Consider the following 15,930-nt stretch of genomic DNA (forward strand, 5'->3'; position numbering starts at 1 on the left):
GAAAGCTAATCTCCCCACCTGTGGGGGAGATGGCCGGCAGGCCAGAGGGGGGCGCGAAGGAACGCAACCGTCAAAAACTTCGACTATCAAGCCGCCCGCGAATTCACCTCAACACGTCCCGCCTTGAAGCTAGACGCAAGCGCATATCCATCCTCCCAGCGCCCAAAACCGCTGGCGACGTTGATATGTCCGGCATTGCCGAGATCGACCAACCCGCTTCCCCAGATATTCGAATACTTCCGCGCAGTGTCGAAACTCATATACGGATCATCTCGGCTGGCGACCAGAATGGATGGAAACGGCAGCCGCGCCCGCGGCATGTCGCTGAACTGAATGCGGCCCGGATGCTTTTCCCTGGTCGGCGGGATGTCGCAGGGCGCAACGAGAATAGCGCCCGCCACATGCTCCGCCGCTTCCCTGCCAGCCAGGCTTGCGGCAAGAATGCAGCCCAGACTATGGGCAACGAGTATCGCGCCGGGATGCGCCAGAAGCTGGCTCTCCAGATTGTAAAGCCAGTCTTCGAGCACCGGATGCGACCAGTGCTCCTGCTGAACGAGGATCGCGTCGTCATGGTCGTCCAGCCAGTGACGCTGCCAATGCGTTTCGCCGGAGCCATTCAGGCCGGGCAGAATGAGCGTTGCGGTCATTGTCGATATCCATGTTGAATATCGCTGCAAATTACCCGGTTAACGCGCAAGGCTGGAGGCATGCATTTCCGTTTCGTCAACGCGACGCGGAAGAATCTTTCGCCTCCAACCTTTTCTGGAGATCATCGCCTGCATAGAAAAGGTTTTCTAAAAATCCGGAAAACCATTCATTTTATGGCGTTAAAAAACCTCAACAGGTACAAAATACTAATATCGACATTTTTTAGAATTATTTTTTTCTCTGCGCGAAGCGCAAGCGAAGGGCTTTGCCTCGCCTGCATGAAAGCCGCTGGATATTGTCACTGTCAGTCTCAGACAACTTCCGGAATGGAGCCTTCTCATGAAACGTCTTTTGCTTGTCGGCGTGGCACTCGCCAGCCTTCTCGCCGCACCTGTCTCTGCATCCGCAGCCGACAAGATCCTGAACGCCTCTTATGACGTTGCCCGCGAGCTGTTCACGGCCGTCAACGAAGCGTTCGTGAAGGCCAATCCGGGCAAGTCCGTCGACCAGTCGCATGCCGGCACGTCGAAGCAGGCCCGTGCAATCGTCGAGGGTCTTGAAGCCGACGTCGTGACCTTCAACCAGGTCACCGACATCGATTTTCTGGTGCAGAACGGCTTCGTTTCCGAAGATTGGAAGAGCGATTTCGCCAATGAATCATCGCCTTTCTATTCCCTGCCTTCGTTCCTCGTGCGCGCCGGAAACCCTAAAAACGTCAAGGATTGGGGCGATCTGGTTCGCCATGACGTGAAGGTCATCTTCCCGAACCCGAAGACCTCCGGCAATGCGCGCTACACCTATCTGGCAGCGACCGCCTACGCCAAGGAAGCCTTCAACAATGACGATGCGAAGGTGAAGGAATTCATCACCAAGCTGTTCGACAACGTGCCGGTTTTCGACACAGGCGGACGAGGTGCTACGACCACCTTCGTTGAGCGCGAAATCGGCGACGTCCTGATCACCTTCGAATCCGAAACGCGTTCGATGGTGAAGCTTTACGGCGACGACAAATTCGAACTGGTGACACCTTCGGTCAGCCTGCTTGCCGAATTCCCGGTCGCGATCGTCGACAAGGTGGTGGACAAGCGCGAATCCCGCGATCTGGCCAAGACCTATCTCGACTTCCTCTACACGCCGGAAGGCCAGCGCATTGCCGCCGATTACGGCCACCGCGTCCATGACGAGGCAGTTGCGGCCGAGTTCAAGGACTCCTTCCCGGAAGTGCGTCTCGTAACCGTTGAGGACGTGTTCGGCGGCTGGGAAAAGACCCAGAAGGACCATTTCGCATCCGGCGCCCTACTCGACCAGATCTACGGCGAACGTTGACCCGATAGAATCTTTGATGTTCAAGGCGGAAAGCTGATAACCAGCTTTCCGCTTTGAAGTTTTTTGGAAGGGTCTTCCGTGGCACGTCGCGTCCTGCCGGGTTTGCCATTGGCGCTCGGGATAACCCTCGTCTACGTATCGATCATCATTGCCCTGCCGCTCGGCGCGCTGATCTTCAAAGCCGCCAGCCTAGGCTTCGAGGATTATTGGCGCATCGTCACATCTGGCCGCGCGCTCGCCAGCTATCGCGTAACGATGCTTTCCGCGCTGGTCGCGACGATCTTCAATACGATTTTCGGCCTGGCGCTCGCATGGGTTCTGGTTCGCTATAAATTCCCCGGACGGCGCCTCATCGACGCGCTGGTGGATTTGCCCTTTGCCCTGCCGACCGCGGTCGCAGGCATCGCGCTGACCACGCTGTTCGCACAAAACGGATGGTTCGGCTCGTTCCTCAGCAACTTCGGAATTAAGGTCGCCTACACGCCGCTCGGCATCATGGTGGCCATGGCCTTCACCAGCATTCCCTTCATCGTGCGCACGGTGCAGCCGGTTCTGGAAGACCTCGATCCTGCGCTTGAAGAAGCCGCGCAATCGCTAGGCGCAAGCGACATCTCGATTTTCCGCCGCGTCGTACTTCCACTGCTGACGCCTGCAATTCTGGCCGGTGTATCCCTGTCCTTCGCCCGAAGCCTCGGCGAATTCGGCGCGATCATCTTCATCGCCGGAAACCAGCCTTTCCAGACCGAGATCACCGCGCTCCTGACCTTCATCCGGCTTGAGGAATATGATTATCAGGCGGCGGCGGCCATCGCCTCGGTACTGTTGATTACCGCCTTCGTTATGCTGGCCGTGACGAACATCCTGCAAGCGCGCGCGCTGCGCTATACGGCGAGAAACTGACCATGACCGCCAAACATAAAAAGCCGCCACGCATAGGCGACCAGCCGATTTTCAGACGCACGCTGATCGGCATCGTGCTTTTCGTGACCGCAATCTTCATCGTCGCGCCTCTGGCTGTGATCGGGTTTCAGGCATTCTCGCGCGGCATCGCCGCCTTCGGCACCGCCATCGCTCACCCCGACACGCTTCACGCAATCATGCTGACGGCGATCACGGCGCTGATTGCCGTGCCGATCAATACGGCGTTCGGCGTGGCCGCCGCGTGGGCAATCACCAAATTCGATTTTTGGGGCAGACGCTTCCTTCTGATCATCATCGAAATTCCCTTCTCGATCTCGCCTATCGTCGCTGGCGTCGCCTATCTGTTCGTCTATGGCCTGCAGGGGCTTTTTGGCCCCGCGCTGCAATCCGCCGACATCAAAGTCCTGTTTGCATTGCCGGGCATCGTTCTGGCGTCGATGTTCGTCACCGCGCCCTTCGTCGCCCGCGAACTGATACCGCTGATGCAGGCGCAGGGCCGCGATCTGGAAGAGGCCGCCACATCGCTCGGCGCTTCCGGCTGGCGCACATTCATGTCTGTCACCCTACCCAATATTCGCTGGGCGATGCTTTACGGCGTGGTGCTGTGCAACGCCCGCGTCATGGGCGAGTTCGGCGCGGTCTCCATCGTCTCGGGCAATATTCGCGGGCAGACCAACACGCTGCCGCTGCACATAGAATTGCTTTACCACGACTATCAGACCGTCGGCGCATTCGCGGCCGCATCCATTCTGGCAGCCCTCGCAGTCGTCACGCTCATCGCCAAGGTTCTGCTTGAGCGCCAAGGCGCTGGCCGCGCCGGACGCCCTACCCTTGTCGCCCCCGTCGCATTTTCTGCGGAGAAGAAATCGTGAAAATTCGCCTGGAACAGGTCGAAAAGACCTTCGACACTTTTCGTGCCGTGCGCGGCGTTTCAATGGAAATCGGAAGCGGCGAACTCGTAGCGCTCCTCGGGCCATCTGGCTCCGGCAAAACGACAATATTGCGTATGGTCGCGGGCCTCGAATTCGTCGACAGCGGCCAGATCCACTTCGGCGACATCGATGCGACGTCGATTTCCGTGCGCGACCGCGGCGTCGGTTTTGTCTTCCAGCATTACGCGCTTTTCCCGCATATGACGGTGGCCGAAAACGTCGCCTTCGGCATGAAGGTCTCCAAGGTCAAACGACCGAAACAGGAGATCGCCACGCGCGTTGAAGAACTGCTTCGACTGGTCCGGCTGGAAGGTCTTGGGAACCGGTTCCCAACGCAGATTTCCGGCGGTCAGCGCCAGCGCGTCGCACTCGCCCGCGCCCTGGCCGTCGATCCTAAAGTTCTGCTTCTCGACGAACCCTTTGGCGCGCTCGACGCCAATGTGCGACGCGACCTACGCCGCTGGCTGCGCGAAATTCATGAAGAACTCGGCATCACGACTATTTTCGTGACGCATGATCAGGAAGAAGCACTCGATCTCGCCGACCGCGTGGTGATCTTGAATGAAGGCAAGATCGTTCAGGAGGGGACACCCGAGGAAGTCTGCCGCAAGCCGAACTCGCCCTTCGTCATGGGCTTTCTCGGCGACGGCTATCGCCTGCCGGTGAAGGTCGAAAGCGGCGCTGCGGAAATCGGCGACGCGCGCATTTCCGCACCCAATGTCGCCGATGGCGATGCCGAGATTTTCGTGCGCCCCAGCGACCTCGACTGGCGCCACGATGGAAACGGCATTCCGGCCACCATTCTGCGCGTTATCGATCGACCGGAGGGACGCCGAATCCTTGCCGAGACGGCCGAAGGCAAGCCGCTCGAACTCGATGTCGCGCCCGAAATTATAGCCAAAGCCAACGACAAAGGCTTCATAGTCGTCCGGCGCGGGCAGATTTTCGCGAAAAACTAGCCAATTTGCGCAGTTTTTCCGGCCATCTGTCGCGAAAATGGGAGATTCGCAGGATTAATTCTGTAGATTAAAGCCTGTTCATAAGACTGCGTCGCAATGTGCCTTCATTTCCGCACAAAAGCCCTTCAAACGCAGTTATCGATATCGGAGACTTCTGCGGTTCATGTTGACGAAAAAGGGGAAATACGGCCTCAAGGCGCTTGTTCATCTTGCCAAAATGCCGGTCGGTGAACTCGTCTTCGTCAATGAGATCGCGGTTTCAAACAACATTCCGAAAAAATTTCTGGATGCCATTCTCGGCGAACTCAGAAACGCCGGTTTCGTTCAGAGCCGAAAGGGCAAGGACGGCGGTTATCGCCTCGCGCGCCCGGCCTCCGAGATCAAGATCGGCCATGTCGTGCGCGTTCTGGACGGGCCGCTTGCCCCGCTTTCCTGCGCCAGCCAGACGCAATATCAGCGCTGCGAGGATTGCGACGAGACGAATTGCGAAGTCCGCCGGATGATGCTGGAAGTCCGCCACGCAATCTCAGAAGTTCTCGACAATCGCAGCCTCGCCTCGATGCAGGATGCTGCGAATGACGATATTCTTCACAGCATCCGGCAGGACCCGAACTCACTGGAGAGTGCGGCGAGAAAAACGACCGAACGGCATGAAATAGGCTGAACCGGATTTCGAAGCCTCGTTCTGCGCGTCTGACGAGCGCTTGAAGGACGCGATGACCGTTTTTCCAAAAGCTTCGATGTCGCGCGGATCATTCATGCCGCGCAGCACGAACTCGGAAACGCCGAGCGCGCGATAATCGAGAAGCGCCGTGCTGATCTCTTCGGCAGTACCGGCGAGAATGACGACGCCCTCCTGCTTGTCGATCTGCTTGGCCCTCTGCATCGCGTCTGCATGCGTGACACCGAGAACCGGGCGCACGTCGATCGAAAAGCGGATCTTGTCGAAGCGGCCATAGGATTGCGCAGCCGCCCGAACCCGCGAGATCGTCTGACGCGCCTGCGCCTTCTCCGAACCGCCAAGCGAAAAGCCATCCGCATGTTTTGCGGCGATTTTCACGGCTGTTCCCGACAACCCGCCAAGTATCAACGGAATGTTGCGGCCATTGAAGGGTTTGGCCTCGCAATAAGCCGATTCGAGACTGTAGAACGGCCCTTCATGATCGAAAGGCGCATCATTCGCCCAAAGACGCTTCATCAGAACGAGATATTCGTCGAGAAGCGCAAAACTGGCCTCGTGATTAAACCCCTGCCCCTTCAAGCCTTCATCCGGCGGTGAAACAGCAATCGAAAGACGGCCATTTCCGAACTGATCGAGCCTGGCAAGGTTTTGAGCCGCTAAAGCAGGCGTGGTCGTTCCAACCTTATGCGCAATAATGACTGAAACATTCGGCAGATCGCGCAATGCGAAAGAGGCCAGCCGGTCCTCGGGGTCGCGATCTACAAGGATGCGATCGATGCCGGCTGTTGAACATGCCCGCATTAGTTCATGCGTTTGGCGGCGGGCATTGAGACAGGCGACCGATTCGCTGTCTTCGAAATCCGAATCCTGAGATTCGACATGGCAAGTGAACGTAAGGGGCATGGTAATCTCCTCCATCGTCTCCCGGAGACACACTCCTTTGTGGAGTTGCGTCTACTCGATGCAATCGAAACCTGATGCGGTCATATATGCGTTGAGTGATGCGTACTCAGTGAATGAGCCCGACTACGAAAGCGGCTGTGAAGCCGAATGCCAACACGATGAACAGGCCTTCTACGGCTGCCCGCACACCGGGAATGTAGTCCGAAATGAGTTGCGCCGGGTTCCGGCGCTGTTCGGTCTGGTGAGAATTCGACAAGGACAATCTCCTTCTTTCGGGAGTTAGTCTATGTATTTTATAGACAATGTCGATTGCTAATTTTGTCGAATTTCTGGCAAAAAAATCTCAAGATTGAGAAATCGCCGAAAAAACGATCCCGATTTCAGTGAAATCGGGACGCCTGTTTCAGCCGCCGTCTTTCAGCCTTTCCACGCAAAGCGCGCGCAGAACAAGTGCCGCATGGGCATAACTGACCTGCTCTTCCGACAATTCGTCGGCTGCAGAACCGGCAATATCGCGCACGGCTTCCAGCGTGCGCAGCGGCAGCGCATCCGTGCAGGTGCGCATACGTCCGAAAACCGCGCTGATCGCAACAGTCTGGCCTTCGAACTCGACCTTCGGTTCGGGCGCAGCGAGCGACCAGTCCTCATAAGCGTCGAGCGCATCGTGGAACGCCTGGTGTAAGATGAAAGGTGCGTGACCTTCATGAAGGGGGGGCAGCAAACGTGGCATTTGTGTCTCCTCACCTGAGCCGGTTTTCGCGATTTTGCGGGCCTGTAAAAATAAATTTCCACCTCTTTCCGCTCGACAAGCATACACGCAAAAGATCGGAAACGTCGCTCCAAATGTCCAGCACGAAAGGAATTATCCTTTCAAGATCGCCCTTGATCATAAAATTTCATATGCGCGAAAAGCCGCCTCCGGCCGCTGCGCCGCATTGCCGGCTTCACCTTCGGGCCGGGCTTGCCCAACCCTTCCAACAATGGAATGAATTGCAGTCAGAACGTTTTTTCAGGATCGGGAGGCCTCGGAATGACTTCAAAGACCCCACTGACCCTGCATGTGCCGGAACCGGAGGTGCGGCCCGGCGGCACGCCCGATTTTTCCAATGTTCCGATCCCGAAGGCTGGCTCTGTGCCGCGCCCGGAGATCGACGCCGACCCGAAATCGATTCGCGATCTCGCCTACTCGATCATCCGCGTGCTGAACCGCGACGGCGAGGCTGTCGGCCCCTGGGCTGGCACGCTGACCGACGACGAATTGAAGGACGGCCTGCGCCACATGATGACGCTGCGCGCCTTCGATGCACGTATGCAGATGGCGCAGCGGCAGGGCAAGACCTCCTTCTATATGCAGCATATGGGCGAGGAAGCCGTGAGCTGCGCCTTTCGCAAGGCGCTCGAACAGGGCGACATGAATTTCCCGACCTACCGGCAAGCCGGTCTGCTGATTGCGGGCGGCTATCCCATGGTCGATATGATGAACCAGATTTTCTCCAATGAGCGCGATCCGCTTAAAGGACGGCAATTGCCGGTCATGTATGCCTCGAAAGAGCACGGCTTCTTTTCGATCTCCGGCAATTTGACCACGCAATATATTCAGGCTGTCGGCTGGGCGATGGCCTCCGCGATCAAGAACGACACGAAGATTGCCGCAGCCTGGGTAGGCGACGGCGCGACAGCGGAAAGCGATTTCCACGCAGCCCTCGTCTTCGCCTCGACCTATCGCGCGCCGGTCATTCTCAACATCGTCAACAATCAATGGGCGATTTCGACGTTTCAGGGCATAGCGCGCGGCGGTTCCGGCACCTTTGCGGCACGCGGATTGGGCTTCGGCATTCCGGCCCTGCGCGTCGATGGCAATGATTATCTGGCCGTTCATGCCGTTGCGAAATGGGCAGCCGAACGCGCGCGGCGCAATCTCGGGCCGACGCTGGTCGAATATGTCACCTACCGCGTCGGCGCGCATTCGACATCGGACGACCCTTCCGCTTATCGGCCCAAGACGGAATCGGACGCATGGCCGCTCGGCGATCCGGTCATCCGCCTCAAGAACCACCTCATCAAGCGCGGCCTGTGGTCCGACGACCGCCATAAGCAGGCCGAGGCCGAAGTGCTCGACACGGTGATCGCCGCCCAGAAGGAAGCCGAAAAACACGGCACGCTTCATGCGGGCGGCAAGCCTTCCGCGCGCGACATGTTCGAAGGCGTCTACGCGGAAATGCCGCCGCATATCAGACGCCAGCGCCAGAAGGCGGGGGTATGATGGTTGTGTCGCATTTCTTCCAACACCCCTCATCCGACCTCGCTTCGCTCGGCCACCTTCTCCCACAAGGGGAGAAGGGAGAGCGCCTTTCCTTCTCCCCTTGTGGGAGAAGGTGGCCCGAAGGGTCGGATGAGGGGTGCTCCAGCCTGGCAAATCCCGTCTCCCATAAAGGAGCTTTCCCATGCCGCGCATGACGATGATCGAGGCGATCCGCAGCGCCATGGATGTCTCCATGGGCAGGGATGACGACGTCGTGGTTTTCGGCGAGGATGTCGGCTATTTCGGCGGCGTTTTTCGCTGTACGCAGGGGCTTCAGCAGAAATACGGCAAAACCCGCTGCTTCGACGCACCGATCAGCGAACTGGGCATCGTTGGCGCTGCTATCGGCATGGCCGCCTACGGCCTGAAACCCTGCGTCGAAGTGCAATTCGCAGACTATGTCTATCCGGCCTACGACCAGATCGTCTCGGAAGCCGCACGCCTGCGCTATCGTTCCGCTGGCGAATTCACCTGCCCCATCGTCATACGTATGCCGACCGGCGGCGGTATTTTCGGTGGCCAGACGCACAGCCAGAGCCCGGAAGCGCTGTTCACCCATGTTTCGGGCCTGAAAGTCGTCGTTCCTTCCAATCCGTATGACGCGAAGGGCCTTCTGATTTCATCCATCGAAGACCCGGACCCGGTGATCTTCCTCGAACCGAAACGCCTCTACAATGGCCCCTTCGACGGCCATCACGACAAGCCGGTCACACCCTGGTCGAAGCACGAGCTGGGCGACGTGCCGGATGGGCATTTCACCGTGCCGCTCGGCAAGGCAGCCCTTCGCCGCGAAGGTGCCGATGTCACCGTTCTGGCCTATGGCACGATGGTCTATGTTGCCGAAGCCGCAGCTCAGGAAACCGGTATCGACGCCGAAATCCTCGATCTGCGCACGCTTCTGCCCCTCGACCTCGATGCAATCGTAGCCTCTGTGAAGAAAACCGGCCGCTGCGTGATCGTTCATGAGGCAACGCTTACCTCAGGTTTCGGCGCGGAACTCGCAGCCCTCGTCCAGGAAAACTGCTTCTTCCATCTTGAAGCACCAGTTGCCCGCGTGACCGGTTGGGATACGCCCTACCCGCATGCGCAGGAATGGGATTATTTCCCCGGCCCGGCACGGCTGGCGCAGGCGCTGCGCGAAACGATGGAGGCGTGAAGATGTCTGAACATGTCATCAAGCTTCCCGATGTCGGCGAAGGCGTAGCAGAGGCCGAACTCGTCGAATGGCACGTCAAGATCGGCGATCTGGTGCGTGAAGACGCCCTGCTCGCCGCCGTCATGACCGATAAGGCGACTGTCGAAATCCCCTCGCCCGTCGATGGCGAAATCATCTGGCTGGGCGCCGAAATCGGCGATGTGGTCGCCGTCGGCTCGCCATTGATCCGGCTGAAGACTGCGGGCGATTCCGATGCGCCGATGGATGATGGCGAGGCGGAGGCACCCATCGCGGATGGCTTGGCCGAAGAAGGCGAAAAGCTTCCGCCACCACCGGAAAAACCCGAACCGGTAAAAGCACAGCCTGCAAAATCTACGGAGAAGCCCGCAAAGGCCGTTGCCGCCTCAACCGGCGCGCCACGGCACGAAGGCGAAAAGCCGCTGGCGTCACCTGCAGTACGGCTGCGCGCGAAGGAAGCGGGCATCGATTTGCGGCAAGTGGCAGGCAGCGGCCCAGCCGGGCGTATATCCCATGAGGATCTGGACGCTTTTGCTGCGGCGGGTGCGACGAGCGCGAAGCCTTCGGGCTTGATGCGCAACACGGCAGTTGAGGATATCAAGATCGTCGGACTGCGCCGCAAGATCGCGGAAAAGATGACGATTTCGAAATCGCGCATCCCGCACATCACCTATGTCGAGGAAATCGACGTCACCGCATTGGAAGATTTGCGCGCGACGCTGAATGCGCAGAAGCGCACTGATCGGCCAAAGCTCACCGTGCTGCCCTTCCTTATGCGCGCCATGGTGAAGGCGATCGGCGACCAGCCGAATGTGAATGCCAATTTCGACGACGAAGCTGGCATCGTGCATCAATATGGCGGCGTTCATGTCGGCATCGCCGCGCAGACGCCGACCGGCCTGATGGTTCCGGTCGTGCGCCATGCCGAGGCGCGCGACATCTGGGACAGCGCCGCCGAGATCAACCGGCTGGCGGAAGCCGCGAAAAACGGCACCGCGACACGCGAGGAATTGTCGGGCTCGACGATCACCATAACCTCGCTCGGCGCGATGGGTGGCGTGGTGACGACGCCGGTCATAAACCACCCCGAAGTCGCGATCGTCGGTGTCAACAAGATCATGACCCGCCCCGTATGGGATGGCACGCAATTCATCCCGCGCAAGATGATGAATCTGTCGTCCAGCTTCGATCATCGCGTGGTCGATGGCTGGGACGCTGCGGTGTTTATCCAGCGCATAAAGACGCTGCTGGAAACGCCTGCGCTGATTTTCATCGAGGGATAACAAAAAATGTCGAGTTTCTTCGCGCCCCCCTCTGGCTTGCCAGCCATCTCCCCCACGAGGGGGGAGATCAGCAGCTTCAACCTTGGAGATTATCCAATCTCCCCACCTGTGGGGGAGATGTCCGGCAGGACAGAGGGGGGCAACGTCGAGCGCCTGCGCCTCCTTGAAAAAGAGGGCTACCTTCTATGAAAGACATTTCCTGCAAGCTCCTCATCATCGGTGCGGGTCCGGGCGGCTATGTCTGTGCGATCCGCGCCGGGCAATTGGGCATCGACACGGTCATCGTCGAGGAAAAGAAGCCCGGCGGCACATGTCTGACGGTCGGCTGTATCCCCTCGAAAGCGCTGATCCACGCAGCCGAAGAATATGAAAAGGTTTCGCATTTTTCAGGCGGCAAAAGCCCGCTCGGCATATCGCTCGAAGCACCAAAACTCGACCTCGCGAAAACAATCGCGTGGAAAGACGCCATCGTCGGACGCCTGACCAGCGGCGTCAGCGGGCTTCTGAAAAAGTCGAAGGTCAAGATCGTCAACGGCAAGGCGAAGTTCCGTGACGGCAAGACCGTCGAAGTTGCGACCGAGATCGGCAACCAGATCATCCGCGCTGAAACGATTGTCATCGCGACGGGTTCTGCACCGGTCGAACTGCCCTCCCTGCCCTTCGGCGGCACGGTGATTTCCTCGACCGAGGCGCTGGCGCTCACCACCGTTCCCGAAAAGCTGGTCGTTGTCGGCGCGGGCTATATCGGCCTCGAACTCGGCACCGCTTTCGCCAAGCTGGGCGCGAAGGTGACGGTCGTTGAAACGCAGGACCGCATCCTGCCTCTTTACGATGCCGACCTCACGCGCCCGGTTGCGAAACGCCTCGGCGAACTCGGCATCGAAATCCTGCTGGAAACAAAAGCCAAGGGATTGTCGTCAAAGGGCAACGCGCTTGTCGTGACCGACGCGCAAGGCGTCGAAAAAAGCCTGCCCGCCGACAAGGTGCTGGTAACAGTCGGTCGCCGCCCCAAAACGGAAGGCTGGGGGCTGGAGGAACTGGACCTCACACTGGACGGCAAATTCATCCGCATCGACGATCAGTGCCGCACGTCGATGCGCGGCATCTATGCAATCGGCGACGTGACGGGCGAGCCGATGCTTGCGCATTGTGCGATGGCGCAAGGTGAAATGGTGGCCGAGATCGTCGCCGGAAATCCGCGTTCATGGGACAAGGCTGGCATTCCTGCGGTCTGCTTCACCGACCCGGAAATCGTCTCCATCGGCCTGTCGCCGGAACAGGCGCGGGCTGCTGGCCGCGAAATCAAGATCGGCCAGTTCCCCTTTGCCGCCAATGGCCGCGCCATGACGAAACAGGGCGAGGAAGGCTTCGTTCGCGTGGTAGCGCGCGCCGACAACCATCTCGTGCTTGGCATTCAGGCGGTCGGCCAAGGCATTTCGGAACTATCGGCGGCGTTCGGTCTGGCAATCGAAATGGGCGCGCGCCTAGAGGATATTGCAGGCACGATCCATTCGCATCCGACGCAGGGCGAAGGTTTTCAGGAAGCCGCGCTCAAGGCGCTGGGGCATGCGCTGCATATTTGAGGGGTGGTCGCCGAGGTTAGCGCTCGACGTTGCCCCCCTCTGTCCTGCCGGACATCTCCCCCACAGGTGGGGAGATTGGCTGTCCGCTTTCGCAGCGCCCTATTTGCGACGATTAGCGAAATCACAAATGAAGGCTAATCTCCCCACCTGTGGGGGAGATGTCCGGCAGGACAGAGGGGGGCGCGAAGGAACGCGACCTCCCCTCCCTCGCCTCAGCTACCCTCAAACCCAGTCAGCACCCCAACCGCATTAACCCCGATCTCCTCCACCGCGTAACCACCCTCCATCACGAAAAGCGTTGGAAGCCCAAGCTTGGCAATCCGCTGCCCCATCTTCGGATAATCCGCGCTGGTCAGCTTGAACTGGCTGATCGGGTCCTTCTCAAACGTATCGACGCCCAACGACACGACAACGATATCCGGCGCGTAGGCCGCGAGCTTTTCGCAGGCGTCGTCCAGCGCTTCGCTCCATTTGCTCCAAGGCGTACCCGGCGCCATCGGATAGTTGTAATTGTAACCTTCTCCCGCACCGGCACCCAGCTCATCCTTGTGACCGAGGAAAAACGGATATTCGGAGTTCGGATCGCCGTGCAGGTTCAGCACCTGCACATCGCCGCGCTCATAGAATATCTGCTGCGTGCCGTTGCCATGGTGATAATCGACATCGAGGATCGTAACGCGCTTTGCGCCCTGGTCGCGGAACCATTGCGCCGCGACCGCCGCATTGTTGATGAAGCAATAGCCGCCCATGAAGGCGTCGCCAGCATGGTGGCCGGGCGGACGGCACAGCGCGAAGGCCGCCTTTTCGCCTGCCTTTATGAGTTCGGCAGCGGTCAACGCGACATCATAGGATGATTTGATCGCATCCCATGTTCCCTTAACGAAGGTCGCGCCCGCGTCGAACGAATAATAGCCCATCAACGCATCGATGCGGGTTGGGCGAACGTCGCCGCGAAGACCCCGCGTCGGCCATGTAAACGGCATCGCGGAGCCGGGAAAACCGGCCTTCTGCCATTCCGTCCAGACGGTCGGCAGGAAGTCGATATAGTCTTCGCGGTGAATTCGCTTTGCGGCGGCAAGATCGTGTTCGGTCGGCGCGAGGATCGGCCCCAGCTTCTCGCTCTCCACTCTGGCTCTGACATATTCCGCACGCGAGGGCATTTCGAAGCCCGGCACGATTTCGCCCGCAACCAGTTCCTTTTGGCCGCTATGGCCCGCATGCAATGGAGAAAAGACGGTCTTCATGATGATCCTTCGATATTTGTTCCCGCGCAGAGCCTAGCCGCACGACATAACGGACGACAAGGCCCTCCTCAGCATACTTCGTGGCTGGGCCAAGCGTCCCTTCAAGCTGGTCTGGCGCTTGGCATTAAACGGGTGGTAGCTTCTCGGAATCGCAACAACCAAAATAGCAATCATGACCACCAAGGCTGATTTCATCATCACCGACGCGCGCATTCTGACGATGGATGAGGGAAATCCGGAAGCTGAAGCAGTCGCGATTGCCGATGGCGTCATTCTGGCCGTGGGAAGCAACGCTGCCATTCTGGAGCATAAGGGACCGGAAACGAAACTCGTCGATGCAGGCGGAAAGTCCGTCATTCCGGGCTTCATCGAAGCGCATATGCATCTGTTTTCGGGTGCAGCCGAACTCGGCCACCTTCAGCTTGCGCATGTGCACGGCATCGATGCGCTCGGCAAAGCGATCCGCGATTACGCCGCTTTGCATCCAGACGCACCGATCCTCGTCGCGCAAGGCGCGGACTACACGATCCTCGACGATGAGCGCGTGACGCGCCACCATCTCGATAAAATCCTGCCGGATCGTGCCTTCGTTATGGCAGCGCCCGACCATCACACGATGTGGGCGAACACCAGGGCGCTCGAAATGGCGGGTATTCTGCACGGTCTGGAAGTCGGGCCGGGAAACGAAGTGGTGATGGGCGAAGACGGACTTGCCGCGGGCGAACTGCGCGAGGGCGAAGCTTTCGGCCCGGTCCTTGAGCTGGCGGGCGAAGAGCGCGCGCGGCTTGGCCTTTCGACCGGCGGCGAGCCCGATCCTCTCCCCTCACAGCAAGAGCGCAAAAAGGATCGCGAGACCTTGAAACGCGGGCTCGAATGGTGCGCGAAACACGGCATCACCTCGATCCACAATATGGACGGCAACCTCTATCTGCTTGAACTGTTGAGCGAGATCGAAGCTGAGGGCGACCTTCTCTGCCGCGTGCAAGTGCCGTTTCACTTCAAGAATTTCATGGATCTGGATATTCTCGAAAAAGCCTCCGGCATGGCCAAAAAATACGATTCCGAATGGATTTCGTCCGGTTTGGTCAAGGTTTTCTACGATGGCGTGCTCGATTCATGGACAGCCGTCATGGTCGAACCTTATGCCGACCGGCCGGACTGGCTAGGCGAACCGCTGTTTTCGCCGGAACGCTTTGCCGAACTTGCGACGGAAATCGACAGGCGCGGCCTGCAGATTGCCGTTCATGCCATCGGCGATGGTGCGGTTCGCGCCGTGCTGGATGGTTATGAGGCGGCGCAGAAGGCAAATGGCGCACGCGACAGCCGTCATCGCATCGAGCATATCGAGGTGACGACCGAGCAGGACATTCCGCGCTTTGCCGATCTCGGCGTCATCGCCTCGATGCAGCCTCCACACCCGCCGGGCTCAATGGGTCTGCCGCTGGAGCCGACCGTGTCGCGCATTGGCCGCGAGCGCTGGCATGTCAGCTACCCCTCGCGCACGCTGAAAATGGCCGGCGCGCATGTGCCATTTGCGTCCGATTGGCCGGTCTCGCCGATTGATCCGATTCTGGGCATTCAGGCCTCGATGCTGCGCAAGCCTTGGGCAAATGGTCTGCCTGAACAGAATTTCGGCCTGCGCGACGCGATCGCCGCCTACACGGTCGAGGGCGCCTATGCTGAATTCATGGAACACCGAAAGGGAAAGCTGAAACCCGGCTTTGTCGCCGATCTCGTGATGCTTTCCGGTGAAATCGAAGCCGTAAATCTAGAAAAGCTGCATGAAATCAGGCCGGTCCTGACCATGTGCGGCGGCAAGGTCACATATCGATCGTGATCACGATTTCTCCGCTGTGCCAACGTCACTCCCCAATCTGGCCTTATCCGGATTGGCTAGTGGCACGGACATTGCGTTGGAAATTCTTGATAAAAGGGTGATTGCCAACCGCCGAGCCTTATGGTGACAATCAGCC

15 protein-coding genes and 1 pseudogene are annotated in these 15,930 nt (G+C 59.0%); 10 read left to right on the forward strand and 6 right to left on the reverse strand.

Going from position 1 to position 15,930, the window contains the following annotated elements; genetic code table 11:
- Positions 1 to 86: 86 nt before the first annotated feature.
- Entirely contained in the window at positions 87 to 647 is a 561-nt protein-coding gene (locus ABFT80_RS12160) for an RBBP9/YdeN family alpha/beta hydrolase (RefSeq protein WP_347972168.1), read from the reverse strand.
- 340 nt (positions 648 to 987) lie between these two features.
- Here ABFT80_RS12160 and ABFT80_RS12165 point away from each other — a divergent pair, with 340 nt between their 5' ends.
- The 5 genes from ABFT80_RS12165 to ABFT80_RS12185 all read left to right on the forward strand — a co-directional run bounded on the left by ABFT80_RS12165 (position 988) and on the right by ABFT80_RS12185 (position 5,450).
- Entirely contained in the window at positions 988 to 1,974 is a 987-nt protein-coding gene (locus ABFT80_RS12165; RefSeq protein ID WP_347972169.1) for a sulfate ABC transporter substrate-binding protein, read from the forward strand.
- Between the two features lie 78 nt (positions 1,975 to 2,052).
- The gene (cysT, locus tag ABFT80_RS12170; protein ID WP_347972170.1) at positions 2,053 to 2,874 is read left to right on the forward strand and encodes a sulfate ABC transporter permease subunit CysT; all 822 of its coding nucleotides are present in this window, start codon (positions 2,053 to 2,055) and stop codon (positions 2,872 to 2,874) included.
- Between the two features lie 2 nt (positions 2,875 to 2,876).
- On the forward strand, positions 2,877 to 3,767 hold the full coding sequence (cysW, locus tag ABFT80_RS12175) for a sulfate ABC transporter permease subunit CysW (protein ID WP_455189921.1): 891 nt from the start codon (positions 2,877 to 2,879) through the stop codon (positions 3,765 to 3,767).
- Positions 3,764 to 4,786, forward strand: coding sequence for a sulfate/molybdate ABC transporter ATP-binding protein (locus tag ABFT80_RS12180; RefSeq protein ID WP_347972171.1), 1,023 nt, complete (start codon positions 3,764 to 3,766; stop codon positions 4,784 to 4,786). The genes cysW and ABFT80_RS12180 overlap by 4 nt, the downstream gene beginning before the upstream one ends.
- A gap of 163 nt (positions 4,787 to 4,949) precedes the next feature.
- Positions 4,950 to 5,450, forward strand: a complete 501-nt coding sequence (locus ABFT80_RS12185) for an RrF2 family transcriptional regulator (RefSeq protein WP_347972172.1) — start codon at positions 4,950 to 4,952, stop codon at positions 5,448 to 5,450.
- Here ABFT80_RS12185 and ABFT80_RS12190 read toward each other — a convergent pair.
- The 3 genes from ABFT80_RS12190 to ABFT80_RS12200 form a co-directional block, all read right to left on the reverse strand.
- Positions 5,400 to 6,371, reverse strand: coding sequence for an LLM class flavin-dependent oxidoreductase (locus ABFT80_RS12190; RefSeq protein ID WP_347972173.1), 972 nt, complete (start codon positions 6,369 to 6,371; stop codon positions 5,400 to 5,402). The genes ABFT80_RS12185 and ABFT80_RS12190 overlap by 51 nt on opposite strands.
- Positions 6,372 to 6,477: 106 nt before the next feature.
- Positions 6,478 to 6,627, reverse strand: a complete 150-nt coding sequence (locus ABFT80_RS12195) for a hypothetical protein (protein WP_347972174.1) — start codon at positions 6,625 to 6,627, stop codon at positions 6,478 to 6,480.
- Positions 6,628 to 6,774: 147 nt separating this feature from the next.
- Positions 6,775 to 7,101, reverse strand: coding sequence for a BRA0787 family protein (locus ABFT80_RS12200; RefSeq protein WP_347972175.1), 327 nt, complete (start codon positions 7,099 to 7,101; stop codon positions 6,775 to 6,777).
- Positions 7,102 to 7,401: 300 nt separating this feature from the next.
- On the opposite strand from ABFT80_RS12200, the gene ABFT80_RS12205 reads away from it, so the two are divergent.
- From ABFT80_RS12205 to ABFT80_RS12215, 3 genes are all read left to right on the forward strand, one after another.
- Positions 7,402 to 8,634, forward strand: coding sequence for a 3-methyl-2-oxobutanoate dehydrogenase (2-methylpropanoyl-transferring) subunit alpha (locus ABFT80_RS12205; RefSeq protein ID WP_347972176.1), 1,233 nt, complete (start codon positions 7,402 to 7,404; stop codon positions 8,632 to 8,634).
- A gap of 181 nt (positions 8,635 to 8,815) precedes the next feature.
- Positions 8,816 to 9,829, forward strand: coding sequence for an alpha-ketoacid dehydrogenase subunit beta (locus tag ABFT80_RS12210; RefSeq protein WP_347972177.1), 1,014 nt, complete (start codon positions 8,816 to 8,818; stop codon positions 9,827 to 9,829).
- A gap of 2 nt (positions 9,830 to 9,831) precedes the next feature.
- Entirely contained in the window at positions 9,832 to 11,130 is a 1,299-nt protein-coding gene (locus tag ABFT80_RS12215; protein ID WP_347972178.1) for a dihydrolipoamide acetyltransferase family protein, read from the forward strand.
- A gap of 20 nt (positions 11,131 to 11,150) precedes the next feature.
- Here the strand turns inward: ABFT80_RS12215 and ABFT80_RS28070 are convergent.
- Positions 11,151 to 11,273, reverse strand: a pseudogene (locus ABFT80_RS28070) (propionyl-coenzyme A carboxylase alpha polypeptide); the annotation flags it as partial.
- A 42-nt stretch (positions 11,274 to 11,315) separates the two neighbouring features.
- Here ABFT80_RS28070 and lpdA point away from each other — a divergent pair.
- Complete coding sequence (gene lpdA / locus ABFT80_RS12220) at positions 11,316 to 12,713, forward strand: dihydrolipoyl dehydrogenase (protein ID WP_347972179.1); 1,398 nt, start codon at positions 11,316 to 11,318, stop codon at positions 12,711 to 12,713.
- A gap of 212 nt (positions 12,714 to 12,925) precedes the next feature.
- Here the strand turns inward: lpdA and ABFT80_RS12225 are convergent, their stop codons facing one another.
- Positions 12,926 to 13,957 (reverse strand): histone deacetylase family protein, encoded by a 1,032-nt coding sequence (locus ABFT80_RS12225; protein WP_347972180.1) that lies wholly within the window; start codon positions 13,955 to 13,957, stop codon positions 12,926 to 12,928.
- A gap of 172 nt (positions 13,958 to 14,129) precedes the next feature.
- Here ABFT80_RS12225 and ABFT80_RS12230 point away from each other — a divergent pair, with 172 nt between their 5' ends.
- Entirely contained in the window at positions 14,130 to 15,794 is a 1,665-nt protein-coding gene (locus ABFT80_RS12230) for an amidohydrolase (RefSeq protein WP_347972181.1), read from the forward strand.
- Positions 15,795 to 15,930 lie beyond the last annotated feature (136 nt).

This window comes from Foliimonas ilicis (genome assembly GCF_039939195.1).
In the GTDB taxonomy this organism is placed as follows: Bacteria; Pseudomonadota; Alphaproteobacteria; order Rhizobiales; family Rhizobiaceae; genus Foliimonas; species Foliimonas ilicis.